The organism is Nocardioides glacieisoli, from assembly GCF_004137245.1.
GTDB classification, from domain to species: domain Bacteria; phylum Actinomycetota; class Actinomycetes; order Propionibacteriales; family Nocardioidaceae; genus Nocardioides; species Nocardioides glacieisoli.
In genome coordinates, this window is the sequence record NZ_SDWS01000003.1 from 25,459 (window position 1) to 51,174 (window position 25,716).

23 protein-coding genes are annotated in these 25,716 nt (G+C 70.4%); 15 read left to right on the forward strand and 8 right to left on the reverse strand.

The genetic code is table 11. The features are described from left to right. The first annotated feature begins 92 nt into the window (after positions 1–92). The 4 genes from secY (at position 93) to EUA06_RS07695 (ending at position 4,053) form a co-directional block, all read left to right on the forward strand. Positions 93–1,388, forward strand: coding sequence for a preprotein translocase subunit SecY (gene secY / locus EUA06_RS07680; protein WP_129474458.1), 1,296 nt, complete (start codon positions 93–95; stop codon positions 1,386–1,388). After that, a complete protein-coding gene (locus EUA06_RS07685) occupies positions 1,389–1,964 on the forward strand; it encodes an adenylate kinase (RefSeq protein ID WP_129474459.1) in 576 nt (191 codons plus the stop codon). 22 nt (positions 1,965–1,986) lie between these two features. Beyond that, complete coding sequence (gene map, locus EUA06_RS07690) at positions 1,987–2,811, forward strand: type I methionyl aminopeptidase (RefSeq protein WP_129474460.1); 825 nt, start codon at positions 1,987–1,989, stop codon at positions 2,809–2,811. A gap of 213 nt (positions 2,812–3,024) precedes the next feature. Next, positions 3,025–4,053 carry a TerC family protein gene (locus EUA06_RS07695; protein ID WP_129474461.1) on the forward strand — a complete coding sequence of 343 codons (1,029 nt, stop codon included), beginning with the start codon at positions 3,025–3,027 and terminating at the stop codon, positions 4,051–4,053. A 9-nt stretch (positions 4,054–4,062) separates the two neighbouring features. Here the strand turns inward: EUA06_RS07695 and EUA06_RS07700 are convergent, their stop codons facing one another. The 3 genes from EUA06_RS07700 to EUA06_RS07710 are packed head-to-tail and all read right to left on the reverse strand — an operon-like array spanning position 4,063 to position 7,303. Beyond that, complete coding sequence (locus tag EUA06_RS07700) at positions 4,063–4,749, reverse strand: HNH endonuclease family protein (protein ID WP_129474462.1); 687 nt, start codon at positions 4,747–4,749, stop codon at positions 4,063–4,065. Next, positions 4,737–6,140: a serine/threonine-protein kinase gene (locus EUA06_RS07705; protein WP_129474463.1), complete on the reverse strand. Its 1,404-nt coding sequence runs from the start codon at positions 6,138–6,140 to the stop codon at positions 4,737–4,739. The genes EUA06_RS07700 and EUA06_RS07705 overlap by 13 nt, the downstream gene beginning before the upstream one ends. Beyond that, entirely contained in the window at positions 6,137–7,303 is a 1,167-nt protein-coding gene (locus EUA06_RS07710; protein WP_129474464.1) for an FHA domain-containing protein, read from the reverse strand. The genes EUA06_RS07705 and EUA06_RS07710 overlap by 4 nt, the downstream gene beginning before the upstream one ends. A gap of 194 nt (positions 7,304–7,497) precedes the next feature. Here EUA06_RS07710 and EUA06_RS07715 point away from each other — a divergent pair, with 194 nt between their 5' ends. The 11 genes from EUA06_RS07715 (at position 7,498) to rplQ (ending at position 22,523) form a co-directional block, all read left to right on the forward strand. Beyond that, on the forward strand, positions 7,498–13,782 hold the full coding sequence (locus tag EUA06_RS07715; protein ID WP_129474465.1) for a fibronectin type III domain-containing protein: 6,285 nt from the start codon (positions 7,498–7,500) through the stop codon (positions 13,780–13,782). A 64-nt stretch (positions 13,783–13,846) separates the two neighbouring features. Continuing rightward, positions 13,847–14,818 carry an AAA family ATPase gene (locus EUA06_RS07720; protein ID WP_129474466.1) on the forward strand — a complete coding sequence of 324 codons (972 nt, stop codon included), beginning with the start codon at positions 13,847–13,849 and terminating at the stop codon, positions 14,816–14,818. A gap of 7 nt (positions 14,819–14,825) precedes the next feature. Continuing rightward, positions 14,826–16,016, forward strand: coding sequence for a DUF58 domain-containing protein (locus EUA06_RS07725; RefSeq protein WP_129474467.1), 1,191 nt, complete (start codon positions 14,826–14,828; stop codon positions 16,014–16,016). Further along, positions 16,013–18,499 carry a transglutaminase-like domain-containing protein gene (locus EUA06_RS07730; RefSeq protein ID WP_129474468.1) on the forward strand — a complete coding sequence of 829 codons (2,487 nt, stop codon included), beginning with the start codon at positions 16,013–16,015 and terminating at the stop codon, positions 18,497–18,499. The genes EUA06_RS07725 and EUA06_RS07730 overlap by 4 nt, the downstream gene beginning before the upstream one ends. Before the next feature lie 199 nt (positions 18,500–18,698). Further along, positions 18,699–18,920 carry a translation initiation factor IF-1 gene (gene infA, locus EUA06_RS07735; RefSeq protein WP_129474469.1) on the forward strand — a complete coding sequence of 74 codons (222 nt, stop codon included), beginning with the start codon at positions 18,699–18,701 and terminating at the stop codon, positions 18,918–18,920. A 31-nt stretch (positions 18,921–18,951) separates the two neighbouring features. Beyond that, positions 18,952–19,065 (forward strand): 50S ribosomal protein L36, encoded by a 114-nt coding sequence (gene rpmJ, locus EUA06_RS07740; RefSeq protein ID WP_038272979.1) that lies wholly within the window; start codon positions 18,952–18,954, stop codon positions 19,063–19,065. A gap of 161 nt (positions 19,066–19,226) precedes the next feature. Further along, the gene (rpsM, locus tag EUA06_RS07745; RefSeq protein WP_036490072.1) at positions 19,227–19,601 is read left to right on the forward strand and encodes a 30S ribosomal protein S13; all 375 of its coding nucleotides are present in this window, start codon (positions 19,227–19,229) and stop codon (positions 19,599–19,601) included. A 64-nt stretch (positions 19,602–19,665) separates the two neighbouring features. Beyond that, on the forward strand, positions 19,666–20,061 hold the full coding sequence (gene rpsK / locus EUA06_RS07750; protein WP_010831742.1) for a 30S ribosomal protein S11: 396 nt from the start codon (positions 19,666–19,668) through the stop codon (positions 20,059–20,061). A gap of 28 nt (positions 20,062–20,089) precedes the next feature. Continuing rightward, positions 20,090–20,698, forward strand: a complete 609-nt coding sequence (rpsD, locus tag EUA06_RS07755; protein WP_129474470.1) for a 30S ribosomal protein S4 — start codon at positions 20,090–20,092, stop codon at positions 20,696–20,698. 116 nt (positions 20,699–20,814) lie between these two features. Next, positions 20,815–21,831, forward strand: coding sequence for a DNA-directed RNA polymerase subunit alpha (locus EUA06_RS07760; protein ID WP_129474471.1), 1,017 nt, complete (start codon positions 20,815–20,817; stop codon positions 21,829–21,831). Positions 21,832–21,905: 74 nt separating this feature from the next. After that, complete coding sequence (gene rplQ / locus EUA06_RS07765; protein WP_129474472.1) at positions 21,906–22,523, forward strand: 50S ribosomal protein L17; 618 nt, start codon at positions 21,906–21,908, stop codon at positions 22,521–22,523. Positions 22,524–22,595: 72 nt separating this feature from the next. On the opposite strand, the gene EUA06_RS07770 is transcribed toward rplQ, so the two are convergent. Genes EUA06_RS07770 through EUA06_RS07790 form a run of 5 tightly spaced genes read right to left on the reverse strand, consistent with a single transcriptional unit; the run spans position 22,596 to position 25,641 of the window. Next, positions 22,596–23,552 carry a ketopantoate reductase family protein gene (locus EUA06_RS07770; RefSeq protein ID WP_129474473.1) on the reverse strand — a complete coding sequence of 319 codons (957 nt, stop codon included), beginning with the start codon at positions 23,550–23,552 and terminating at the stop codon, positions 22,596–22,598. A 22-nt stretch (positions 23,553–23,574) separates the two neighbouring features. After that, positions 23,575–24,174, reverse strand: a complete 600-nt coding sequence (locus EUA06_RS07775) for a dihydrofolate reductase family protein (RefSeq protein WP_129474474.1) — start codon at positions 24,172–24,174, stop codon at positions 23,575–23,577. Next, positions 24,171–24,749 carry a TIGR03086 family metal-binding protein gene (locus EUA06_RS07780; protein WP_129474475.1) on the reverse strand — a complete coding sequence of 193 codons (579 nt, stop codon included), beginning with the start codon at positions 24,747–24,749 and terminating at the stop codon, positions 24,171–24,173. Before EUA06_RS07780 ends, EUA06_RS07775 begins: the two co-directional genes overlap by 4 nt. Next, positions 24,749–25,270, reverse strand: a complete 522-nt coding sequence (locus EUA06_RS07785) for an SRPBCC domain-containing protein (RefSeq protein WP_242498034.1) — start codon at positions 25,268–25,270, stop codon at positions 24,749–24,751. The genes EUA06_RS07780 and EUA06_RS07785 overlap by 1 nt, the downstream gene beginning before the upstream one ends. Beyond that, on the reverse strand, positions 25,267–25,641 hold the full coding sequence (locus tag EUA06_RS07790; protein WP_129474476.1) for an ArsR/SmtB family transcription factor: 375 nt from the start codon (positions 25,639–25,641) through the stop codon (positions 25,267–25,269). The genes EUA06_RS07785 and EUA06_RS07790 overlap by 4 nt, the downstream gene beginning before the upstream one ends. Between the last annotated feature and the right edge of the window lie 75 nt (positions 25,642–25,716).

Genomic DNA, 25,716 nt, shown 5'->3' on the forward strand with positions numbered 1-25,716 from the left:
GTTAGGCTTCCCCGGGCCTCACGCCGTACGACGGTGAGTGCCTCTCGACCGCCCGCCGATCCCGGCTGGGCACCCGAACGAAAGAGGAACCAGTGCTAGGCGCGTTCGCCAACGCTTTCCGGACTCCGGACCTGCGGAAGAAGCTGCTGTTCGTCCTGTTGATCATCACGGTCTTCCGGCTCGGATCGCAGGTCCCGACCCCGGGCGTCAACGTGGCCAACGTCCAGGCCTGCATCAGCCAGCTCGAGGAGGGTGGGCTCTACAGCCTCATCAACCTCTTCTCCGGCGGTGCGCTGCTCCAGCTCACCATCTTCGCGCTGGGGATCATGCCCTACATCACGGCCTCGATCATCCTGCAGCTCCTCGTCGTGGTGATCCCACGTCTCGAGGCGCTGAAGAAGGAGGGTCAGGCCGGTCAGGCGAAGATCACCCAGTACACGCGCTACCTCACGCTGGGCCTCGCCGTCCTGCAGGCGACCGGCATCGTGGCCCTCGCGCGCAACGGCGCGCTGCTCCAGGGCTGCACGCGCGACCTGCTCCACGACAACAGCACCTCGACCTTCCTCGTGATGGTCGTGACCATGACCGCCGGCACCGCGGTCATCATGTGGCTCGGTGAGCTCATCACCGACCGCGGCATCGGCAACGGCATGTCGATCCTGATCTTCACCCAGGTCGTCGCGACCTTCCCGGCCTCGCTGTGGAGCGTCCAGACGTCCAAGGGCTGGGTCGTCTTCGGCATCGTGATGGTGATCGGCCTGATCCTCGTGGCCGGCGTGATCTTCATCGAGCAGGCGCAACGCCGCATCCCGGTGCAGTACGCCCGCCGCATGGTGGGCCGCAAGATGTTCGGCGGCAACTCGACCTACATCCCGCTCAAGGTCAACCAGGCCGGCATCATCCCGGTCATCTTCGCCTCGTCGCTGCTCTACCTCCCGGCGATGGCGGTGCAGTTCAACCCGGAGAGCAGCAACCCGGTGCTGGACTTCATCGGCACCTATCTCGTCGGTGGCGACCACCCCCTCTACATGATCACCTACTTCGCTCTGATCATCTTCTTCACGTACTTCTACGTCTCGATCACCTTCAACCCTGTCGAGGTGGCGGACAACATGAAGAAGTACGGCGGCTTCATCCCCGGGATCCGGGCGGGCAAGCCGACCGAGGACTACCTGTCCTACGTCCTGTCCCGCATCACGTTCCCTGGAGCTCTCTACCTCGGCCTGATCTCGCTGGTACCGCTCGTCGCGTTCGCGATGATCGGGGCCAACCAGAACTTCCCGTTCGGTGGCACGTCCATCCTCATCATGGTCGGCGTTGCGCTCGACACGGTGAAGCAGATCGAGAGCCAGCTCCAGCAGCGCAACTACGAAGGATTCCTGAAGTAGATGAGACTGATCCTCATGGGCCCGCCCGGCGCGGGCAAGGGCACCCAGGCCCGATTCGTGGCCGAGCACTTCGGGGTGCCCGCGATCTCCACCGGCGACATCTTCCGCGCCAACGTCTCGCAGGGCACGCCGCTCGGCGTCGAGGCCCAGCGCTACATGGACTCGGGGGAGTACGTCCCCGACGAGGTCACCAACCGAATGGTCCGTGCCCGGATCGACGAGCCCGACGCCGCGCCCGGCTTCCTGCTCGACGGCTACCCGCGCACGCTCGACCAGGTCGAGGAGCTCGACGGGATGATCGCGCACACGGGTCACTCGCTCGACGCGGCCGTGGTGCTGACCGTCGACGCCGAGGAGCTCGTCCAGCGCCTCCTGCAGCGCGCGCAGACCGACGGCCGCGCCGATGACACCGAGGACGTCATCCGGCGTCGCCAGGAGGTCTACACCGAGCAGACGGAGCCGCTGATCGGCGTCTACCGCGAGCGCGGCCTCCTCGTCGAGGTCGACGGGATGGGCGAGGTCGACGAGGTCACCCAGCGCATCTTCGACGCGCTCGACGACATCCCGCAGAGCTGACCTGAAGACGGGTTCGCCGCAGATGGGCTTCCGGGACCGTGGTCTCGAGATCAAGACGCGAGACCAGGTCGACCTCATGCGGGTCGCCGGTCGGCTCGTGGGGGAGACCCTCGAGCTGCTCCGAGCGGCGACCCGTCCGGGCGTGACGACGCTCGAGCTCGACACGCTCGCCGAGACCAACATCCGCGACCACGGTGGCATCCCGTCGTTCAAGGGCTACAGCCAGCCGCCGTTCCCGGCGACCATCTGCGCCTCGGTCAACGACGAGGTGGTGCACGGCATCCCCGGCCCGCGGACCCTGGTCGACGGCGACATCATCTCGATCGACTGTGGCGCCATCGTGGCGGGCTGGCACGGTGACGCGGCGATCACCGTCCCCGTCGGCGAGGTCGGTGACGACGTACGCGAGCTGCTGCGGGTCACCGAGGAGTCGCTCTGGCGCGGGATGGCCGCCGCCCGCCTCGGCGGCCGGGTCACCGACATCAGCCACGCCATCGAGACCTACGTCCGCTCGCAGGGGCGCTACGGCATCCTCGAGGACTACACCGGGCACGGCATCGGCACCGAGATGCACATGGCGCCCAACGTGCCCAACTACGGCCGGCGCGGTCGCGGCCCCGCGATCGTCGAGGGCCTGGCCCTGGCCGTCGAGCCGATGGTCACGCTCGGCAGCAAGGACACCGACCTGCTCGAGGACGAGTGGACCGTCGCGACCGTCGACGGATCGATGGCCGCCCACTTCGAGCACACCTTCACCGTCACCCGGGAGGGCTCCTGGGTGCTGACCGCGGTCGACGGCGGTCAGGCCCGCCTGGCCGAGCTCGGCGTCCCATTCGGCGGACGCTGACCGCTCCGTTTCGCCCCCCGCCGTCGGCTCGTGGAACACTGACGGTGCAGGAGGGGAGTATTCCCCGACAGTGGTGTCGTCAGCACGGCGTCCGCGCGAGCGGGGCCCGGCGCCACGGGTTCGCCCGACAGGTGCGAGCGGAAGAGACCTCCGGCCTCCGTGTGCTGCGCGGACCCCGAACTCATCCCCACCTTCGTCTCTAGGAGCATCAGCGTGGACGTACCCACCTGGGTCTGGATCGCCACTGGCGTGGTGACCGTCGCCATCTTCACCTTCGACCTCGCCGTGGTCGGCCGCCGGCCGCACGAGCCGAGCATGAAGGAGTGCGCGACCTACCTCTCGATCTACGTCGGCCTGGCGATCATCTTCGGCCTCGGGGTCTGGTACACCTCCGGCGGCACGTATGCGCTGGAGTTCTACTCCGGCTGGCTCGTCGAGTACTCGCTGTCGATCGACAACCTGTTCATCTTCATCATCATCATGGCGAAGTTCGCGGTGCCGCGAGAGCTCCAGCAGTACGCCCTCATGATCGGCATCGTGATGGCGCTGGTCATGCGCGCGATCTTCATCGCCGTGGGCGCTGCCGCGATCAGCAACTTCAGCTGGATCTTCTACCTCTTCGGCCTCTTCCTGGTCTACACGGCCTTCAAGCTGGCCAAGGAGGGCGGCGAGGACGAGGACGAGGAGTTCGAGGAGAACAAGCTCGTCGCGTTCATCGAGCGCCGATTCCCGGCCACCTCCGAGTGGCACGGCCGCGAGCTGTTCCACAAGGACACGGGCAAGCGGATGATCACCCCGATGTTCATCGTGATCGTCACGCTCGGCACGACCGACCTGCTGTTCGCACTGGACTCGATCCCCGCCATCTTCGGCATCACCAAGGAGCCCTACCTGGTGCTCACGGCCAACATCTTCGCGCTGATGGGCCTGCGCCAGCTCTACTTCCTCATCGGCGGCCTGCTCCAGCGCCTGATCTACCTGTCCTACGGCCTCGCGTTCCTGCTGGCGTTCATCGGCGTCAAGCTGTTCTTCCACGCCCTGCACGAGAACGAGCTGCCGTTCATCAACGGTGGCGAGCACCTCGACTACGACTGGCTGGAGATCCCGATCTGGCTCTCCCTCGTGGTCATCATCGCCACGCTGGCGGTCACGGCCGTGCTGTCCCTGTGGGTGTCGAGCCGGATGTCGCCCGAGGAGCAGGACGCGGCCACCGGGCCGCGCCGCGACTGGGAAGACGACTGACCGAGGCGGCTAGCAGGTCGCAGCGACGCGTCGTACGGCGTCCGCGTCGGCCGTGGTGAGGGGCAGGTCCCACGCCACGGCGACGCGGACGTAGCGGCGTACGTAGTCGCAGTGGGAGCGACGCCACGGCGGCAGCCAGTCGGCGGGACCGTCGGCCTCCTTGGCCTGGTTGGTGCGCGCCGAGACGGCCAGCAGCTCACGACGTACGTCGTTGGCGAAGGCGATCCGCTTGCGCAGCGGCCATGCCCAGGCGCCGCCGTGCCACGCGCGCGCCAGCGGGTAGACGTGGTCGATCGAGATGAAGTAGCCGTCGTCGCGCCACGTCATCCGCTCGCCCGAGTAGGGGTCGCGCAGCCGGGCCTCGTAGATCCGGCAGCGCGAGCCCCAGCGCATCTCGATGTCCTTCATCTGCATGAGCAGGACGTCCTCGCGGGTGGTGCACCCGTTGCGCCCCTTGGGGCCGTCGTGGTCGTCGGTCCACGGCTCACCGAAGACGCATCCGCCGGGGTCGCAGTCGCGGTCGTAGCCGGGCTGGTAGTCGATGTCGCCGACGATCCGGGCCTGCCCGAGCAGGTCGAGGATCCGCTGCTCGTCCGGACTCGTCCGGCTCGACCCCGCCGCCTGCGCCGGGGTCGCGCCTGAAACGGCCAGCACGAGCGTGCAGGCCGCCGCGGCGAGGCGGCTCAGGTCACGCACTGGCTGACCTGCGGCGAGTTGTCGGACCCGCGGGTCATCCGCAGGTCGAGGCAGACCGGGTCGTCGGTGCGCAGCAGGAGCCGCTGCTTGGTGGTCCGCCCGTAGTCGTCCGTGTCGTCGCGGTGGTAGCTGAACGAGTCGCCCGGCTCGGTCGGGACCGGAGGGTTCCACTCGAACAGCACGCCCCGCGGCGTACGTCGTCCGGTGAGGGTCGGGGCGGACGTCAGCACGTCCGGGACGACGGCGCTCGGCACCTGCGACTCGGTCGGGACCACGACGCCGGGGTCCTCCTCGCGGTCGCCGCCGAAGACCAGGAAGCCGACGACCAGCGCCACGACGAGCGCGCCGATGCCGGCCCAGACGAGGCCGGACACCGACGAGGGCTCGTCGTCGTCCGTGACCGCGGGCGCGATGTCCTGTGCGGCGATCCGCCGCGGCCCGCTCGCCGAGATGACGGTCACCGGCTTCATCGCGGTGGCGTCCTCGGGGGCCTCCGGGACACCGGGTGCGGCCACGGAGGCGTCCGGGCGATCGCCCTCCACCGCCACGGCGGTGCGGGACCAGCCGGCAGCCGACTCGATGCGCTGGAGTGCGCGGGCGAGCTCCAGTGCACTGGTGGGCCGGTGGTCGGGCCGCTTGGCCAGGCACTGCTGCAGCAGCCGGTCGAGGGCGGGTGGCACGTCGGGACGCTGGGTCGCCGGGGGAGCGGCGTGCAGGATGCGCGCGCTGAGCGCCCGCGTGGAGTTGTCGCCCGACGGGATCGAGAACGGCGAGCGGCCCACGAGCAGGTGCCAGATGGTGGCGCCGAGGGAGTAGACGTCGGAGGCCACCGACCCGTTGGACCGGCCGTCGAGGAGCTCCGGCGGCGACCACGGGTAGGAGATCCGCACGTCGTTGTCGCCCTCGACCTCGGCCATGTGGCCGGCGATGCCGAAGTCGGTCAGCGCGGGTTCGTGATAGCTGGTGACCAGGACGTTGCTGGGCTTGATGTCCCGGTGCAGGATGCCCGAGCGGTGGGCGGTCTCGATCGCGCTCGCGAGCTTGATCCCGGTGGACACCGCGTCGACCGGCGCCATCGGGTTGGAGCGCACCCGCACCCCGAGGTCCGGCGGCGGGCAGTAGCGCATGACGAGGAACGGCCGCCCGCCCTCGGCAGTGACGCCCGCGGTGATCACCGAGACGATGTAGGGGTGGTCGGCCAGGCGCGCCATCGCGTTGGCCTCGGCGGTGAAGAGGTACTTCTCGCGGTCGGTGAGCGGCACGTCAGGTCGTACGACCTTGACCGCGACGCGCTGGCGCGGCCACTGCTGCTCGTAGAGGAAGACGTCGGCGAAGCCGCCGCTGCCCAGGTGCTCGACGAATGCGAACCCGGGGATGACCGGGGCGCTCACCGGGCAACCGCCCCCGTCTCGAAGCGGACGGCGTAGACCTGCGCCAGGTCCAGGACGGTACCCGGCTCGAGGACGTAGGCGTCGCGCGGCCGCATCCGCTGCGGCTCGCGCCCGGGCGGGGCGATGGTCGTGCCGCCCCTGCTGTCGAGGTCGCGTGCCACGACGTCCCAGCCGTCGAGCTCGATCTCGAGGTGCTGGCGCGAGACGAACGAGTGGTCCCTCGGCAGGTGCACGAGGTGGGGCCAGTCGGTGCTGCCGTCGGCGGGCGCGGGCTTGCGGCCCAGCACCACGCCACGGTCGAGGGGCACGACCTCGCCGGTCGGCAGCCGCAGCCCGCCCAGCGGGGGACGCTCGACGCGGCGCGGCTCCTGCGGCGCGACGCGCTGGTGGCACACGCGGCACTGCGGGGACGCGGGCGGCGTCAGGTGGCCGAGGGGACAGCTGACAGCCAGGACGGTGGGTGCGGTGCCGTGGGAGAGGTGGGCCGGGCGGATCGTGGTCGCGCCGTCGTGGTCGTCGTGCGAACCGAGCACCTCGGCGCCGGCCGTCGGAGCCGAGTGGGGCTCGGACGGCGTACGGATCGTGGTGCGCGTGCCCTCCTCGATGCGGGCCGCGAGGAGCGGGTCTGGCTCGGAGGTGTCCCGTGCCGGACCGGTGTCGTCCAGCGACGGTCGGACGCGGTTGCGTGGCGGGGGACCGTCGGGCCCCTTGGCCGCGAGGATGGACGCCGGGATCCCGTCGATCATGCCGGCTGCGGGCTGGGGCGCCTCGGACTCCTGCGCCACGGGTGCCGGGGCGACGCGGGCCGAGATCGGCTTGAGCTCGACCCGCTGGGCGGCGACCACGCCGCCGACGAGCCGGCGGGTGGTGGCGAGCTCGCCGGGGTCGCTGCCGCCGTCCAGGCTCAGCACGCGGGCCGGCCCGGCCATCCGCACGTGGCCCGCCCCTCGGGAGAGGGTGGTCGAGGCGCCGGACGTGAAGTCGACGAAGGCCAGTCCGGGCGGGTCGCCGTCGAAGGCCTTCTCGACGATCGCGAGGACCCGCTCGACGACGCCTGCTCCCGACGGGGCGGTCATGGACAGCACGTCCCAGACCTCCTGGACGACGTGCTCGTCATCCGGGTCGGTGAGCAGCACCCAGTGGGCACCACTGCCAATCAGCACACCAGCCCCACTGGTGTACCGCGCCTCGACGATCAACGTCGGCTCCCCTCGTACGCGCCCACACCACCATCATCACCCATCACACGGGTCCGGCGCACGCGGTCGCGACTTGTCGGATGCTCGTCTCCCTACATACTGTCCTCTCGGGTGACTGCGGTGGGCGCACGTCATTCGTGGGCCAAGGGGGAATTGGCGTGGCGCGTGCGACCTTCGTGCGACGGCACCGGGTGGGCATTGCCTCCGGTGTCGCACTGGCAATCGCTTCTTCCGCCGTGGCGGTGTACGCCGTCACCGCGAGCGGCTACAAGAAGCACGAGGCCGAGCTCAACGACGGCGGCATCTGGGTGGTCAACGGCAAGAAGGGCTGGTCCGGCCGGCTCAACAAGCCGATCAACCAGCTCGACGGCGTCGTCCCGGGTGAGGACGGCAAGACGCGGCTCGACGTCGTCCAGGACGGCGCGTCGGTCGTCACGCTGGACCTGAACTCCGCGCGCGGCCAGGCGATCGAGACCAGCCGCCTGCAGCTGCAGGACGGTGGGTCGGCGGCTGTCCCAGCCGCGGCGGCGGTCCGGATGGGCGGCGGCACGCTCGCCAGCGCCGACCCCGAGACCGGTGACCTGTGGGCTGTCCGCTACGACGACGAGGTCGGCAAGCCCCTCATGAGCTCCCTCGACAGCCAGTCGGAGGCACTCGCCGAGGCCGGCGAGGACGCTGCCCTCGCCGTCAGCCAGGCGGGCACGATCGTCGTCACGTCGGCCGCCGACGGCACGGTGACGACCGTCGACCCCGACGGCCCGGGATTCGGCAAGCCCGTGACGACCGGCCTGCCGGGTGACGCGGGCCAGGTGAGCGACGTGACCACGGTGGGGGAGCGCGTCGTCACGCTCGACGCCGACTCCGGCGTCCTGCGCGTGCTCGACGGGGCGACCGTCTCGGTGCCGGCCGGCAGCGTGCTCCAGCAGTCCGGACCGTCCTACGACGCCGTCCTGGTGGGCGCCGCCGACGACGGGCTGCTCAGCGTCGACCTCGACTCCGGGGACGTCACCACGATCACCGAGACCTACTCCGGCACGCCGGTCCGGCCGGTGCGCCTGGGCCCGTGCGTGTTCGGCGCGTGGTCGGGCGGGCTCGGCGCGGTGGCGACGCAGTGCGGGTCGCGGCCGATCATGGAGGACACCCTCGGCGGCAACGCCACCAGCCTCGCGTTCCGCGTCAACCGCGGCGAGATCGTCCTCAACGACGCCACCAGCGGTTCGGTGTGGGACGTCGAGCAGGACCGCCCGATCAACATCGACAACTGGGACGCGTTCACGTCGAAGAAGCAGAGCGAGGACGACGAGAAGGACAACGAGAACCCCAGCGAGGCCGACAAGCGCCCGCCGACGGCCAAGCCCGACTCCTACGGCGTGCGCGCCGGTCGGACGACCGTGCTCCACCCGCTCGACAACGACGCGGCCCCGGAGGGGCGGCTGCTGAGCATCGTCGACGTCGACCAGCCCACCGGCGGTGCGCGCGTCGAGATCAGCCCGGACGGCCAGACGCTGATCCTCCAGATGCCCGACAGGGCGAAGCCGGCCGTCTTCGACTACTTCATCGACGACGGGCGCAACGGCCTGTCGGCGCGAGCGGCGGTCACCGTCGACGTGCGCAACGGCGACGAGAACGAGCCGCCGGACCTGCGGGAGGGCTACCGCAAGCCGGTCTACCGCGTCCCCCACGGCGGCGCGCTCGCCGTGCCCGTGCTTGCCGACTGGCGCGACGACCGCGACGGCGACACGCTCCTGCTCGACTCGGCCAGGGCCGTCGGCGGCGAGCAGACCGGTGCCGCCGCACGCACGACGGCGGACGGCCGGATCCGCTTCACCGCTCCCACGATCGCGGCCGACGGCCCGCAGACGGTCCGCGTCGAGTTCGCCGTCACCGACGGCCGCGCGGCGCCGGTGAAGAAGTCGCTGGCCTTCCAGGTGCAGGCGCCCAAGGACCAGAACTCCTTCCCGCCGAGCGCCGAGCCCGACGTCGTACGAGGTGAGGTCGGCAAGCCGATCAAGATCCGTCCGCTCCTCAACGACCTCCCCGGCTCCGACCCCAACACCCCCAACGCAGACCTCGCCCTGGGCGGCAAGGTCCCGCAGCAGCCGGGCTCGAAGGTGGTCACCGACCTCGACACCGGGCAGCTCACCTTCACCGGCGACCGGGCCGGCACCTACTTCCTCAGCTACGACGCGGGCTACGGCACCGCCGACCTCGACGAGGGCACGATCCGCGTCGACGTGAAGCAGCGGCCCAAGCGGGCGGCCGAGCCGATCGCGATGCCCGACAACCTCACGATCTACGGCCAGGCGCCGGGTGTCGTCGACGTGCTCGCCAACGACCTCGACCCGGCCGGCGGGCTGCTCACCGTCCAGCGGGCGATCGGCGACCGCGCCCGCCAGCTCGACGTGGCGATCATCGACGGTCGCTGGTTGCGGATCTCCGCCGTGCAGCCCGCCCTGTCGCCCACCACCCAGACCATCGCGTACACGATCAGCAACGGCACCAGCTCCGGAGTCCGCGGTGAAGTCGTGGTCACCCAGCGCGAGGCGCCGGCCGACAACACGCCGATCACCGCCGGCGACCGGGTGGTCGTGCGGGCCGGCACGTCCGTCAGCGCTCCGGTGCTCGACAACGACGTGTCACCTGCGGGTGACCGGTTGACCCTGGTCAGCGACCTCGTCGACAGCGCGACCCCGGGCGAGCTCGACGTCGTCGCGCCCATCGACGTCACCGGCGACAAGGGCCGGGCGTTCGTGTCGGGGCGCGTCGTGCGCTACGTCGCTCCCGAGAAGATCAAGGAGCGCGACACCTACGAGATCACCTACGTCGCACAGAACCTCGAGGGCAAGAAGGCCAACGGTCTCCTGCGCGTCACGGTCGTGCCCGCCGCCGACCCCAACGACCCACCGGAGCCGCCCACCCTCGAGAGCCGGGTCACCTCCGCCGACTCCGTGAAGATCCGCGTGCCCGGCACCGGGGTGGACCGCAACGGCGACCCGGTCACGGTCACGGGCATCACATCCGCGCCCCGCCTCGGCCGGATCGTGTCCTACGGCGGCAACTTCCTCGAGTACGAGGCCTACCCGCGCACCGTCGGGACCGACGAGTTCACCTACTCCGTCGTGGACTCGCAGGGAGCGTTCGCGACCGGCACCGTCCGCGTGGGCGTCGTGCGGGCCACGCAGTCCCAGCCGCCGCTGGCGGTCGAGGACCGGCTGACCGTGGCCCCCGGACGCACCGCGACGTTCGACCCGCTCGCGAACGACTTCGTCGCGCCCGGCGACGCCGTCGAGGTCACCCTGCTCGACGGACCCGACGGCGCCGCGCTCGACCCCGACACCAACCTCGTCACGGTGCCGGCCCCGAAGACCGACGCCCCGCCGGTCGTGATCGTCTACAGCGTCACCAACGGCCTGAGCGAGTCGCGGTCCACGATGACCCTCGAGACCTCGGAGGGCTTCAACAACCCGCCGATCGTCTACGACGCCTTCGGCCGCGTGAACGACAGCGGCAGCGTGGTCGTCGACGTCCTGGAGGGTGCCTACGACCCCGACGGCAAGGTCGACGACCTGACCGTCGCCGGGGTGAGCGGGGACGAGTCCGCCACGGTCGTCGACGGGGTCTCCGTCCGGGCCGACCGGGGCGCGTCCCCGAAGGTCCTGCCCTTCGTCGTCGAGGACGGCGACGGCGCCTCGGCCACAGCGTCGGTCTACGTCCCGCCGACCGGCACCGGCCTGCCCTTCGTCGTCGACGACGCCCTCATCACGCTCGACCCGGGCGAGACCACCACCGGCAAGATCGGTGACTACGTCTCCGCACCGGACGGCGCCGACGTACGCTTCGCCTCGGGGCGGCGGTCCTGGGCCGCGTCGCCGGAGCAGCTGACGGTCGACGGCGACGCCGAGCGCGGCTTCACCCTCAGTGCCCCCGACACCTTCCGTGGCCCCGGCGCCCTGCTGGTCGAGGTCACCACCGCCACCGACGCGACCGGCAACGAGGACACCACCACCACGGAGGACGGCGCCACCGTGCTGCTCTCCATCCCGGTGCTGGTCGGCGACGACAGGCCCGAGCTGGAGTGCCCCTCGTCGGTGGTGCCGATCTCCGCGGGGCAGCGCTACGACCTCGACATCGCCACCTTCTGCAAGGTATTCACCGTCGACCCGCGCGACGAGGCCGGTCTCGACTACAGCGCCGAGTGGGGTGAGTCCGTCGACGGGCTCGACGTCGGCTCGCCCGAGGGCTCCGTCGTGGCCGTGACGGCTGCCGAGTCCGCCACGCAGGGCGGCGAGGCCGTGCTGTCCGTGCGCGCCGGTGACAGCAACACCGAGGAGGTGCGCTTCCGCCTGGCCCAGGCGCCGCCCCCGACGATGAACCCCATCCAGGTGGACGCGATGGAGGCGGGGGAGACCCGGACCTTCGACATCGGGTCCTACCTGCAGGCCGGGGTGTCCGACCCCGACCCGTCGATCGTGTCGGTGCAGAGCATCGGCAACTCCGGGGTGCGTGCGAGCGCCGACGGCAGCAGGCTGACGCTGACAGCCGACAAGGAGGCGCGCGGCGTGAAGGCCGAGGTGCGGCTCGTCGTCAGCGACATCTCCTCGTCGAGCCCGCCCCCCGAGCGCCAGGCCGAGGCCCGGCTCCAGTTCCAGGTCATCGGCGTCCCCTCGCCGCCGGGAGAGCCACGCCCCTACCCGTCCAACAACGAGGTCGGCACGGTCAAGATGTCGTGGCAGCCGCCGGAGGACGACGGCGGAGCGCCGATCCTCTACTACGAGGTCAAGGAGGAGCGGAAGGGCGCCCGGCAGAAGTGCGAGACCAACGAGTGCGTCTTCCGCAAGCTCAAGGACGGCGGCAGCTACAGCTTCCGGGTGCGCGCGTTCAACCGCGTCGGACCGAGTGAGTACAGCGACCTCTCCACGCAGGCACGTGCGGACACCGAGCCGGGCCGGGTCCAGAACATCCGGTTGAGGGGCCAGGGCGACGGCCAGATCACCTTCGCCTGGGACAAGCCGTCCATCGGCGGCACCCGGATCCTCGACTACACGATCACCTGGGTCGGTGGGCAGGCCGTCGTGCCGGGCAGCCAGCTGAGCTACACCGCGTCCGGCCTCAACAACAACGAGAAGTACGTCTTCACGATCAAGGCCCAGAACAAGGTGGGCTTCTCCGCTCCGCGAGCGTCCGGGGAGTTCCAGCCCCTCGGCACACCGACGGCGCCGCCCGCGCCCACGGTGACGGACCTCGAGGCGGGAGCCAACCAGACGAACATGCGGATCGCCTGGCAGGCCGTCCTGCCCGAGGGCCAGGGCCCGACCGTCTACACCGTCTCCTACACCAACGGCGTCAACACGGGCTCCGTGCCGGGCTGCCAGAAGACCGCGTCCCTCACCTGCACGCACCAGGGGGTGCCCTACGACGGACTGACCTACACCTACCGGGTCGTGGCCGCCAACCAGCCCGCCAACCAGCCCGGCAACCGGTCGCAGCCGAGCGAGGGCACGCCGATCGAGGCCGTCGGCCGGCCGGCGCAGTGGGGATCCTTCAGCGCGGCGGCGACGGGCACCAGCCAGGAGGTCCAGCTCCAGTACACCGTGCCGGACTCCCGCGGCACCACGAGCAAGGTCGACATCCTCGTCGGCGGTCTGGTCAACCGGTCCTTCAACCAGCAGACCGGCCCGATCACGACCCGGATCCAGGTGCCGAGCAACGAGCAGCCCTATCCCGTCCAGCTCCGCGTCTGCAACGAGAAGGCGCCCGCCGGGTGCACGCTGAGCGGGCAGCAGAACGTCCAGTCCTACGGACGCCTCGACGGGATGCTCAACGACATCGGTGCGCCGACCGTCAACGGCAAGGACGTCACCTGGACCGTCACCGGGTCCAGCAACGGCGACCCGGCCGTGCTCGTCTACTCCATCAACGGAGGGGCCGCACAGTCGATCGGCCTGTCCGGCGTGGGCGCGTTCAGCCAGTCCATCACCGGTTCGACGGCGGACTTCGCCCAGGACATCAGGCTCGAGGTGTGGTTGCGCGACAACGCTCCCGCCGGTCGCGGCGAGTCCTACGAGAGGAACGACGCCCGGAGCGGTGCGCCCGACCCGGGCGTCAGCGTGCGCAGGATCCCCGCCCCCGACGGCAGCTGCAGTGATGGCGACGATGCGGAGAGCAACAACTGCAAGCCCAACGGCAACAACAACCTGCCGGTGTGCGACCTCAACACCTGCGCGCGGGTCGAGTTCACCGTCAACGGCTTCTACGAGAGCTTCTCGTGCCGCCTCACCGGCACCGGGCTCGACGACAGCGCCTGGGCCGTCCAGACGGGATCGACCTTCGGCGGGACAGCGACGTTCACCCCGGCCAACTGGTACGGCAAGGGGTCGGCGACCGTGAGCTGCACCGGCACCGGAGCCTTCGGCAAACAGTCGTCCGGCTTCGGCACATGGTGATCCGGCGCCACGCACCTGACCAGCACCACCCTCCGACCCCACGGCTCGCAGAAGGAGCTCGCACATGACGATCAGCCACGAACAGGCCGAGTGGTTCAGGACCACCTTCGACCAGCTCACCGACAACATGGAGAAGGCCGTCCTCGGCAAGCGCCATGTCGTACGGCTGGCGCTGACGTGCCTGCTCTCCGAGGGCCACGTGCTGCTCGAGGACTTCCCCGGCACCGGCAAGACGATGCTCGCGCGGGCGCTGGCGAACACCGTCCAGGGCAGCCACGCCCGGGTGCAGTTCACCCCCGACCTGCTGCCGTCCGACGTGACCGGCGTGACGGTCTACGACCAGCACAAGGGCACGTTCGAGTTCCACCCCGGCCCGATCTTCCACACGATCGTCCTCGCCGACGAGATCAACCGGGCCTCACCCAAGACCCAGTCGGCGCTGCTCGAGGTGATGGAGGAGGGGCGCGTCACCGTCGACGGCGTCGCGCACTCGGTGGGCAAGCCGTTCCTGGTGATCGCCACGCAGAACCCGATCGAGCAGGCCGGCACGTACCGCCTGCCGGAGGCCCAGCTCGACCGCTTCCTGATGAAGACCTCGGTCGGCTACCCCGACCGCCAGGCCACCGTGGAGCTGCTCAACAACGCCGCGGTCCGCGACCGCGCCGCGCTGGTCCAGCCGGTGATCACCGCAGCGACGATCGCGCAGATGAGCGGTCTGGCCGACCAGGTCTACGTCGACCCGGCCGTGATCGGCTACGTCGCCGAGCTGGCGGAGGAGTCGCGCCGCCAGCCCCACGTGAAGCTCGGCCTCTCACCGCGCGGCTGCCTGGCCCTCGTGCGGGTCGCCAAGACGTGGGCCGCCGCCGACGGTCGCGACCACGTCGTGCCCGACGACGTCAAGGACCTCGCCGAGCCGGTGCTGTCCCACCGCCTGCTCCTCGACGCCGAGGCGCAGTTCAGCGGCGTCGACGTGCAGACCGTGATCTCGCGCCTGCTCGACGCCGTCGCGCCGCCGACGGACCGCGTGGGGGTCTGACGCAACGATGAGGCAGCGGTTGAACGATGCGCTCGAGGTGATCAAGCCGATCGGTTGGCTGGTCCTCGGGCTGGGGCTGGGTGCGCTCGTGGTCGCCAGCCTCACCCAGTGGCGGGAGCTGGCAGTCCTCGGCACGGCGTGCCTCGCCCTCATCGTCCTCTCGCTGCCGTTCCTGGTGGGGCGCACATCGGTGTCGGTCGACCTCCGCCTGCAGCCCGAGCGGGTCGCGGCGGGGGAGTCGGTCGCCGCCGGTGTGCTCGTCGTCAACCGCGCGTCGTCGCGCCTGGTGCCCACCACGCTGGAGGTGCCGGTGGGTTCGGCGATCCACCGCTACGGCATCAGCTCGCTCGCGCCCGGCGACGTGCACGAGGAGTCGTTCACCATCCGCACCGAGCGACGCGGCGTGATCGCGGTCGGTCCGGCCATGACCCGTCGGGGCGACCCGGTCGGGATCTTCTCCCGCGACGTCGTCTGGACGCCGGTGCGCGAGGTGCTGGTGCGGCCGCACCTGGTGCCCATGGAGTCCCTGGGCGCCGGGCTCCTGCGTGACCTCGAGGGCGTGTCCACCGACGCCGTCAGCCAGAGCGACCTGGCCTTTCACGCGTTGCGCGAGTACGTCCCCGGTGACGACCTGCGCCACATCCACTGGCGCTCGTCGGCCAAGGTGATGGCCTCGACGGGCGAGTCCGCGCTGCTGGTCCGCCAGTACCTCGACACCCGCCGCAGCCACGCGACGATCGTGGTCGACGACCGGCTGGCGTCGTGGTCGGACCCGGAGGACTTCGAGACGGCGATGGCGGTCGCGGCCTCGATCGCCGTGCGTGCCGTGCTCGACGAGTTCGACGTGTCCTTCGTGTGCGGCTCGCACGCCTCGGCCGGCGCGTCCGGCTCCGACGGCTATCTCGCGCTCGACGCCGTGTGCCGCGCCGACTTCGGCACCCGGGGCATCGTCGAGTCCGGCCGGCAGGCAAGCATGCTGGCCCGCGACACCAGCCTGGCCTTCTTCGTCGGTGGCACCGGCACGGGCTTCCGCGACCTCCTCCGCTCGGCCGCCGCCTTCCCGCCCGAGGTCCGCCGGTTCGGCATCGTCGTCGACCCGGAGGGCTCGAGCCGGGTCACCGAGACGGGCGGCCTGCCCGTCCTGCACCTCGCCTCCAAGGAAGACCTCGGCGGCCTGCTGCGCTGGAGCGTCCGATGAGCTCCCACACCTCGACCACCGGCACCCGCACCCGTGTCCGCCCGCACGCCCTGCTGCCCGACCGGCACTCGTGGATCGACATCGGCTTCACGCTGGTCCTCGCCGCCGTCGCGCTGAGCGCCCTCGGCTCGTCCTTCACCGGCGTGACCTACCTCGTCGTGGGGATGCTCGGCGTCGTGATCGCACTGGTGGTCACCCACCTCACCCGCGCCGCGGGATGGCCGATCATCTCGGCGGTCGTCATCTGCGTGGTGCTCTTCTTCCTGCTCGGCGGACCGCTCTGCCTGCGGTCCCTGGGTGACGGCTCCCTGCTGCCCGGGCCCACGACGCTCGCCCGGGTGGCCGACCAGGCCGTCTTCGGGTGGAAGGACCTGCTCACCACCCTGCCGCCGGTTGACGGCCAGGGGCCGTTGCTGGTCCTGCCGTGGCTCGCCGGGATGCTGGCCGGCCTGGTCGGCCTCGGGCTCGCCCACCTGTCGGTGCGCCGCGCCTGGCTGGCGGCCGTGCTCCCGGTCGTCGGCATGACCCTCGCCCTCTCGGGCGCGATCCTGCTCGGCGTACGCCACCCCCAGTCGCTGCTGCTGCAGGGCTCGGTGTTCGCCGGGCTCGCCCTCGCCTGGCTCGCGATCCGCGCGCGCCGGGCCAGCGCCGCGGTGCAGGGCGGCACCACGTCCTACGTCCGCGGGGTCGGCGCCCTCGCGATGCTCGCCCTGGCCGCCGGGATCGCCTTCCCGGCGAGTGCCGTGCTGGCGGGCAACGACGAGGAGCGCGCCGTGGCCCGCAACTGGGTCGAGCCGCCCTTCGACATCGGCCGCTACCCGTCCCCGCTCGCCGGGTTCCGCAAGTACGTCAACCCCAAGGGCCGTCCCGACCGCGCCAACGCCAACGTCTACGACAAGACGCTGCTGGAGGTGCAGGGCGACCTCCCGGAGAACACCCGCGTCCGGTTCGCCACGATGGACCGCTACGACGGCATGGTCTGGGGCGCGAGCGACAACGCCCTTCCGGGGCCAGCCGACGACTCCTTCCAGCGGGTGTCCTCGACGATCGACAACCCGGTGGCCGACCCGGCCGACGGAGACGGCGACCCGACCGAGGTGACCATCACCCTCGGGGAGGGCTGGTCGGGCGTCTGGCTGCCGACCATCGGTGCACTGCAGTCGATGACGTTCGAGACCGCCGACGCGCGCGCCAAGGCCGAGGTCTTCCGCTACAACCTCGCCACGTCGACCGCGGTGGTCCCCACCGGTCTCCAGCCCGGTGACCGCTACTCCTTCGACCAGGTCCAGCCCGACGACGTGCTGACGCCGGAGACCGTGGGCTCGGCCGACGTCACGAGCCTCCCGCCGAGCGCCTCCTTCATCCAGGGGCCGACCGAGAAGTGGACCGAAGGCGCCGGCACCGACCCGATGGACCGCGTCCTGGCCGCCGCCGAGCACCTCCGGTCGCAGGGCAAGTACTCCGACGGCGTCGGGCGCACCGAGAAGATCTACGTCGGTGGTCACAGCGTGTGGCGGTTGTCCGACGAGTTCGTCAACGCCCCGCAGATCGTCGGCAACGACGAGCAGTACGCCGCCACGATGGCGCTGATCGCCAATGACATCGGCGTCCCGGCGCGCGTCGTCCTCGGGGCGGTCGTGCCCGAGAGCGGCGTGGTGACGGGCAGCGACGTGTCGGCGTGGGTCGAGCTCCGCGCGGCCGACGGCACGTGGCGCACCCTGCCGACCGAGGCCTTCATGTCGCTGACGCCCCCGGCCGACCAGGTGCCGGAGACCAACACCCCGATGTCCGGCACGGTGATCCCGCCGCCGAACCCGATCCCGCCGCCGTCCGACGCGGGCGAGCAGAGCGACGCCGACCTCAAGGAGCGCAAGGCGTCGAAGAAGAAGAAGGCTGCCGACGATCAGGGCCTGATCGCCGGGCTTCCCTCGTGGGTCGGGGTGGTGGTGACCTACGTCGGCGGCCCGTTGCTCCTGATCGCCCTGCTGCTGGGCGCGGTCCTCGCCCTGAAGGCGTGGCGCCGGCACCGCCGCCGCAGTGCCGACTCCGTGTCCGCCCGCTTCGTCGGGGCGTGGCGCGAGCTCGTCGACCACGCCCGCGACCTGGGGCAGCCGGTGCCCCTGGGGCCCACGGTGACCCGTCGCGAGCAGTCGGTCGGCATCGTGTCCGGCCAGGCCGGGTCGCTCGCCCGGCGCGCCGACAGCTTCGTCTTCGGCCCGAGCGCACCCGCCGAGGCCGCGGCAGCGACGTACTGGGAGTCGGTCGACGCCGAGCGCCGGGCGATGTCGCAGGAGGTCGGCACGTGGCACCGCGTGCGGGCCGCCGTGAGCCTCCGGTCGCTGCGTCCGGGTCGGTCATCGCGCCGGGACGATGACCCCGAGCGGGGCCTCGACGAGGGGGCGCCGACGGCCGAGCCGGTGGCGAGTCGCGCGTCGCGGCTCCGCGCCCTCGCTGATTGGCGTTCTCGCCGCACGCCTGACTAAACTGGTACGTCGGCCCAACGTGGGCTGTGTTTCGTGGCGCCTCGCGGCTGCCCGGAATCTCGTGCGATCGTCGCAGACGACTGTGCGTGTGCCCGGGAAGAGGCTCCCAGGAACCGCCTCACGAGGTCCACCGGACACCTGCGGGTGCCGGGCGGTTCCCGGGCCACGGTAGACAAACAGACAACAGATTGTGGAGGACATGCCGAAGAAAGAAGGCGTGATCGAGATCGAGGGCACCATCACGGAGGCCCTTCCCAACGCCATGTTCCGTGTGGAGCTGGCCAACGGGCACAAGGTGCTCGCGCACATCAGCGGCAAGATGCGACAGCACTACATCCGGATCCTCCCCGAGGACCGGGTCGTGGTGGAGCTCTCGCCGTACGACCTCACGCGAGGTCGGATCGTCTACCGCTACAAGTAACCAGTCAGCCGAGCAGCAAGGATTCGTTGACATGAAGGTCAACCCCAGCGTCAAGGCCATCTGTGACAAGTGCAAGGTCATCCGCCGTCACGGACGCGTCATGGTCATCTGCGAGAACCCCCGCCACAAGCAGCGGCAGGGTTGAGCAAGACCCACAACTGAAACACCACAACGTGATCGCTAGGCAGTGAGTCCCCGGACTCCCTGACCGAAGTCACCTCCGGAGCACTGGCCGGAGCCCACCCGAGGCGGGATGGGACGCGACACGACCAGAAACCATTGCGAGAACAGACAAGGAAACGCCACATGGCACGCCTCGTTGGTGTCGACCTCCCGCGCGACAAGCGCATCGAGATCGCACTCACCTACATCTACGGCATCGGCCGTACCCGCTCCCAGCAGCTGCTCGCTGCCACCGGTGTCGACCCGAACGCCCGGGTCCACACGCTCGGTGACGAGGAGCTGGTCAAGCTTCGCGACGAGATCGAAGCCAACTTCAAGATCGAGGGTGACCTCCGACGTGAGGTCCAGGCGGACATCCGCCGCAAGATCGAGATCGGCAGCTACCAGGGTCGCCGCCACCGCATGGGCCTCCCGGTCCGCGGTCAGCGCACCAAGACCAACGCGCGCACCCGCAAGGGTCCGAAGCGCACGGTTGCCGGCAAGAAGAAGGCGAAGTGATCGGCGCCCTGCGCTGATCCTCGTCATCACCGAAGCTTTCAGACCAGACCTCAGGAGTTAGTGAATGCCTCCCAAGAGCCGTGCGACCAAGGTCCGCCGCAAGGAGAAGAAGAACATCGCTCAGGGCGAAGCCCACATCAAGAGCACGTTCAACAACACCATCGTCACCATCACCGACCCGACCGGTGCGGTGATCTCGTGGGCCTCTGCCGGCACCGTCGGCTTCAAGGGCTCGCGCAAGTCCACCCCCTTCGCCGCCCAGATGGCTGCCGAGGCCGCTGGCCGTCGCGCCATGGACCACGGCATGAAGAAGATCGACGTCTTCGTCAAGGGTCCGGGCTCGGGTCGTGAGACCGCCATCCGTTCGCTGGGTGCCATCGGCCTCGAGGTCGGCACCATCCAGGACGTCACGCCCACCCCCCACAACGGATGCCGGCCGCCCAAGCGCCGCCGCGTCTGACCCGAGACTGAGAAAGAGAGACTGAAACATGGCCCGCTACACCGGTCCCATGACCCGCAAGTCGCGCCGTCTCGGTGTCGACCTCGTCGGCGGCGACGCTGCCTTCGAGAAGCGTCCCTACGCCCCCGGCCAGCACGGCCGCGGTCGCATCAAGGAGTCCGAGTACCTGCTGCAGCTCCGTGAGAAGCAGAAGGCTCGCTTCACCTACGGCGTGATGGAGAAGCAGTTCGTCCGCTACTACAAGGAGGCCAGCCGTCGCCAGGGCAAGACCGGCGACAACCTCCTGCAGCTCCTCGAGTGCCGCCTCGACAACGTGGTCTACCGCGCCGGCTTCGCCCGTACGCGCCGCCAGGCCCGCCAGCTCGTCGTGCACGGCCACTTCCTGGTCAACGGCAAGAAGGTCGACATCCCGTCCTTCCAGGTCACCGACCACGACATCATCGACGTGCGCGAGAAGTCGCTCGAGCTCACGCCGCTGATCGTTGCTCGTGAGACCCACGGCGAGCGCGTCACCCCTGCGTGGATGGAGGTCATCCCGTCGCGGATGCGCATCCTGGTCCACCAGGTCCCGGTCCGCGCGCAGATCGACGTGCCGGTCCAGGAGCAGCTCATCGTGGAGTACTACTCCAAGAAGTGATCCACCGTCGGTGGCCGCCTCCGGGCGGCCGCCGACGCCCCTCTTCCAGCTCGTTCTTCCGCCAACTCATGTTCGGATCCCTCAAATAGCGGTCGGATCCGGAAAGGAAAAACTCCGTGCTCATTGCTCAGCGCCCGACCCTCACGGAAGAGACCGTCGACGAGTTCCGCTCGCGGTTCGTCATCGAGCCCCTCGAGCCGGGTTTCGGCTACACGCTCGGCAACTCGCTGCGTCGTACGCTCCTCAGCTCGATCCCCGGCGCGTCGGTCACCAGCATCAAGGTCGACTCCGTCCTCCACGAGTTCTCGACCATCGAGGGCGTCACCGAGGACATGACCGAGATCATCCTCAACCTCAAGGGCATCGTCGTCTCCTCGGAGCACGACGAGCCCGTCGTGATGTACCTCCGCAAGTCCGGTGCCGGTGACGTCACCGCCGCCGACATCACGCCGCCCGCCGGCGTGGAGGTCCACAACCCCGAGCTCAAGATCGCCACGCTGTCCGACAAGGGCAAGCTGGAGATGGAGCTCGTCGTCGAGCGTGGCCGCGGCTACGTCTCGTCGGTCCAGAACAAGGGTGCCGACAACGAGATCGGCCGCATGCCGGTCGACTCGATCTACAGCCCCGTCATGAAGGTGACCTACAAGGTCGAGGCCACCCGAGTCGAGCAGCGCACCGACTTCGACAAGCTCGTCATCGACGTCGAGACCAAGCAGTCGATCCGTCCCCGCGACGCGATCGCCTCGGCCGGCAAGACGCTCGTCGAGCTCTTCGGCCTGGCTCGTGAGCTCAACGTCGAGGCCGAGGGCATCGACATCGGCCCGTCGCCCGTCGACGAGCAGCTCGCCGCCGACCTGGCCCTGCCGGTCGAGGACCTGCAGCTCACGGTCCGCAGCTACAACTGCCTCAAGCGCGAGGGCATCCACACCGTGGGTGAGCTCATCTCGCGCTCGGAGCAGGACCTGCTCGACATCCGCAACTTCGGCGCGAAGTCCATCGACGAGGTGAAGGCCAAGCTCGTCGAGATGGGCCTCTCGCTCAAGGACAGCGCGCCCGGCTTCGACCCGCACGCCGCCCTCGCCGCCTACGGCGACGATGACGACGATGCCTTCATCGAGGACGAGCAGCTCTGATCTGAAAATCGACCGGCACAGTGCCGGTCGTCTACCCGGGTACCTGACACGGCCCGAGAGAAGGAAGGCACCACATGCCCAAGCCCACCAAGGGCAAGCGCCTCGGCGGGAGCGCTGCTCACCAGAAGCTGATGCTCTCGAACCTGGCGACCGCTCTGTTCGAGCACGGCCGGATCACCACCACCGAGACCCGCGCACGCCTGCTGCGCCCGCTCGCGGAGAAGCTGATCACCAAGGCCAAGCGGGGCGACCTGCACAACCGTCGTGAGGTCCTCAAGAGGATCCACGACAAGTCGGTCGTCCACACGCTGTTCACCGAGATCGCGCCGACCTTCGCGGACCGTCCCGGCGGCTACACCCGCATCACCAAGGTCGGTCCCCGCAAGGGCGACAACGCCCCCATGGCGGTCATCGAGCTGGTGACCGAGGCCTACAGCCCCAAGGCTCCGTCGACCAAGAAGACCGAGAAGGCCGCTGCTCCGGCGCCGGCTGCCCCGGTCGAGGCCGACGAGACCGAGGAGACCAGCGCCGACACGGCTGCCGAGGAGCACGAGGCCGCCGCCGCCGAGCACGAGGCCGCTGCCGAGGAGCACGAGGCTGCCGCTGAGGAGCACGAGGCTGCCGCCGAGGAGCACGAGGCTGCCGCCGAGGCTGCGGAGTCGGACTCCACCGAGGACGACGCCAAGGCCTGATCCACGCCTTCACACACGAGGCCCGTCACCCCACTGGGGTGGCGGGCCTCGTTGCGTGTGCTGCTCGGGGGACTAGAGGGAGGCGAGGACCGACGCGGCGTCGAGGCTGCGGGGAGCGCCGCCGGACTGCGTGAGCGAGCGGGTGGCGGCGACGACGGCCTCGTTGACCGGGGTCGGGACACCGTGGAGGCGGCCCTGGAGGACCACCTCACCGGCGAGGTAGTCGATCTCCGAGTCGCCGGTGCCGCGGGCCAGGCTCTGCCAGGTCGAGCCGCCGCGGCGCTCGAGGTCGGGGCGCCGCACCAGGATGTCCCCGCGTCGCGACCGGTCCTCCTCCGCGCTCACGAAGGTGAGCCCGGCGGCGGTGAGCACCTGCTCGCCCTCGGCCTGGGCGCGCTCGGCGAGCTCGTCCGCGGCGTCGCCCTGGGCGAAGGAGGCGTCGACGCCGTTGCCGAGGTTCATCAGGAGCTTGCGGCGCTTCCACGCCATGATGTCGTCGCGCTCGACCGAGGCGATGGAGGCGGCGGCGAGGTCGGCCGCGACCGCAGCCGTCGTCTCGTCGGTGCCGCCGGGGATCCGGCCGATGTCGAGGATCGCGGGCGTCGGGTGGCACCCGGCCACCACGACGCCGGGCTCGAGGTGGGAGGACGGCAGCATCACGCAGACGGCGTACGTCCGGGGGAAGAGGCGCAGCGTCGCGGTCTCGGTCGCGATGCCGTTCGTCGCGCACACGACCCGCGTGTCCACCGGCGCGTGCGCGCGCAGGTCGGCGAGGGCGACGGCGGCCTGGTGGGACTTCACGGCCAGGATCACCACGGTGTCGTCGGTCCACGCGACCTCGGCCGCGGTGTCGGTGGCAGGCGCGTCGATCGTGTGCCGCCCGTCGCCTGCGTCGAGCACCAGCCCGTCGGCGCGGATCGCCGCGAGGTGGGCGCCGCGGGCGACGAGGGTCACCGGGAGGCCGGCGAGGTGGAGGTGGCCACCGATGACCCCACCGACGGCCCCGGCGCCGTACACGACGTACTTCATGACCTCGACCCTACGAGGCGCCTCAGCGGCGGACGCGGAACCGGAGGTGGAGCACCCGGTCTCCCTGGACGACGACGTGCGGGTCCTCGAGCAGGTGCTGGGTGTCGATCGATCCGAAGAACCGCTTGCCGCTGCCGAGCACGACGGGCGCGACGTCCATCGCCACCTCGTCGACGAGGCCGAGCGCGAGCGCCTGGCCGCCCACGTCGCCGGCCGTCAGCGCGACCATCCGGTCGCCGGCCAGCTCCCGCGCGGTGGCGATGGCGGCGGTCACGTCGTCGACGAAGCTGTACGACGCCTCCGGGTGCCACCCCTCGGGCTTCGGCCGGTGGGACACCACGACCACGTGGTCACCGGTGGGCGGACGACCTTCCCAGCCGTTGGTGATGTCGAAGAGCTGGCGGCCGATCACCATGCAGCCGATGGCGTCCCACACGGGCCGGACGTGGTCGTACGACGTCTTCGACACGCGCAGGCCACCGGGCGACGGGTCGGCCATGTCCTGCGCGGCCAGGGGCTGGTCACCGTTGAAGTACCAGTCGAACAGCGGACCGGGGTCGTCGTGGGGGTCGGCCACGAACCCGTCCACCGAGACGACGGCGTGCAGCATCACGGTGCTCATGGTGTTCCTCTCGTCGACGAGCGCCAGCCGGGGTCGCGACCGACGAAGCCCATCAGCTGCTCGACGGGGGCCGCGTCGTCGGGCACGGGAACGGCAGGGCCGTACTGGCCCGAGTCGCGGAGCAGCGACTCGATGGGCCGCATGGCTTCCAGCATCTGCCCGGCGAAGTCCTGGTCGAGCCGTGGCTCCTGCCCGGTGGCGCGGGCCAGGTCCCACGAGTGCATGAAGACGTCGGAGGTGTAGAACCGGTCGATGGTCCCGGCGAGCTGTCCGGGCCCGACGTGGGGGTGCGTGAACTCCTCGTCACCGCGCTTGTCGAGCAGCGCCTGCACGCCGTTGGCGTGGTGGTGCCAGGCAGCCAGCGGGTCGTCCGCGACGGAGGGGCCGGCCGGCAGCTCGACTCCGCCGGCGGACAGGAACCCGCCGAACCAGGAGACCAGGTGGTCGACGACGTCGCGGGCGGTCCAGCCCTCGACGGGTGCGGGTGCGGACCAGTCGGTCGTCTGCTCGACCAGCCTGGCGAACTCCCCGGCCACCACCTGGTGCCTGGCGGCCGGGGCCTCGGGGAGTGACATCAGAGCGAGCCCTCGGCCAGCATCCGGTCGATCGCGGCGTAGCCGTCGTTGACGCCGACCTCCATGCCGCTGCGCAGCCAGGCGTCGCGACCCTCGAAGGAGTCGCAGAGGCTGAACGCGTGCAGCCGGGTGCGGCCGTCACCGAGGTCCTCGAAGGTCATGGTCTCCAGCGACACCTCGTCGGGCATGCCGTCCCACGTGAAGGTCTGGACGAGGCGGTCCTCGCGCACGGTGTGGAAGCAGCCGCGGAAGGACGTCTCGAACTCCTCGCGCCCGTCGGTGCCGCGCACGGAGTAGCTCCAGCTGCCGCCGTCGTGGGCCTCCCAGTGCGTGATGTCGGCGCCGACGTCCTTCGGGCCGACCCACTGCGAGAAGATCCCGGCCTCGGTGTGCGCCCGGAACAGCTGCGCCGGGGTGGCGTCGAAGTCTCGCCAGATGTGGATGGCGGGCACGTGCTCGTCGGCGAGGATCGCGGCCTCGGGGAAGCGGGTGCTGGTGTCGGGGCTCTGCATTGTGGTCATGATGCGGTTCCTTCCTGCTGCTGGGTAGGTGTGGTGGCGGTCCTGTCGTCGTCGTCCTGCATCCGCGCGAGCACGGCGTCGAGGCGTGAGTAGCGCTCCTCGGCCTGTCGGCGGTAGCGCTCGATCCACTTGGTCATCAGGTCGAACACCTCGGCTTCCAGGTGCACCGGCCGGCGCTGCGCCTCGCGGGTCCTGGTCACCAGTCCGGCGTCCTCGAGCACCTTGAGGTGCTTGGACACGGCCTGGAGGCTCACGTCGTAGGGCGCGGCCAGGTCGTTGACGGTGTGGTCGGCCTCGGTGAGGCGCGCCACCATGTCGCGACGGGTCGGGTCCGCCAACGCGGCAAAGACTCGGGAGAGCTGATCGGCCATCTGACACCTTCTTCAACTAATTGGTTGAATGAAGGTACGACGGCTCGCCCAGCGTTGTCAACCAGTTGGTTGAAC

Coding starts and splice junctions, on each gene's coding strand:
- EUA06_RS07785 (WP_242498034.1), bottom strand. CDS start 25,270: ATGACCACAATGCAGAGCCCCGACACCAGCACCCGCTTCCCCGAGGCC.
- EUA06_RS07790 (WP_129474476.1), bottom strand. CDS start 25,641: ATGGCCGATCAGCTCTCCCGAGTCTTTGCCGCGTTGGCGGACCCGACC.
- rpsM (WP_036490072.1), top strand. CDS start 19,227: ATGGCACGCCTCGTTGGTGTCGACCTCCCGCGCGACAAGCGCATCGAG.
- rpsD (WP_129474470.1), top strand. CDS start 20,090: ATGGCCCGCTACACCGGTCCCATGACCCGCAAGTCGCGCCGTCTCGGT.
- rpmJ (WP_038272979.1), top strand. CDS start 18,952: ATGAAGGTCAACCCCAGCGTCAAGGCCATCTGTGACAAGTGCAAGGTC.
- infA (WP_129474469.1), top strand. CDS start 18,699: ATGCCGAAGAAAGAAGGCGTGATCGAGATCGAGGGCACCATCACGGAG.
- EUA06_RS07730 (WP_129474468.1), top strand. CDS start 16,013: ATGAGCTCCCACACCTCGACCACCGGCACCCGCACCCGTGTCCGCCCG.
- EUA06_RS07685 (WP_129474459.1), top strand. CDS start 1,389: ATGAGACTGATCCTCATGGGCCCGCCCGGCGCGGGCAAGGGCACCCAG.
- EUA06_RS07780 (WP_129474475.1), bottom strand. CDS start 24,749: ATGTCACTCCCCGAGGCCCCGGCCGCCAGGCACCAGGTGGTGGCCGGG.
- EUA06_RS07775 (WP_129474474.1), bottom strand. CDS start 24,174: ATGAGCACCGTGATGCTGCACGCCGTCGTCTCGGTGGACGGGTTCGTG.
- EUA06_RS07720 (WP_129474466.1), top strand. CDS start 13,847: ATGACGATCAGCCACGAACAGGCCGAGTGGTTCAGGACCACCTTCGAC.
- EUA06_RS07725 (WP_129474467.1), top strand. CDS start 14,826: ATGAGGCAGCGGTTGAACGATGCGCTCGAGGTGATCAAGCCGATCGGT.
- rpsK (WP_010831742.1), top strand. CDS start 19,666: ATGCCTCCCAAGAGCCGTGCGACCAAGGTCCGCCGCAAGGAGAAGAAG.
- map (WP_129474460.1), top strand. CDS start 1,987: ATGGGCTTCCGGGACCGTGGTCTCGAGATCAAGACGCGAGACCAGGTC.
- rplQ (WP_129474472.1), top strand. CDS start 21,906: ATGCCCAAGCCCACCAAGGGCAAGCGCCTCGGCGGGAGCGCTGCTCAC.
- EUA06_RS07770 (WP_129474473.1), bottom strand. CDS start 23,552: ATGAAGTACGTCGTGTACGGCGCCGGGGCCGTCGGTGGGGTCATCGGT.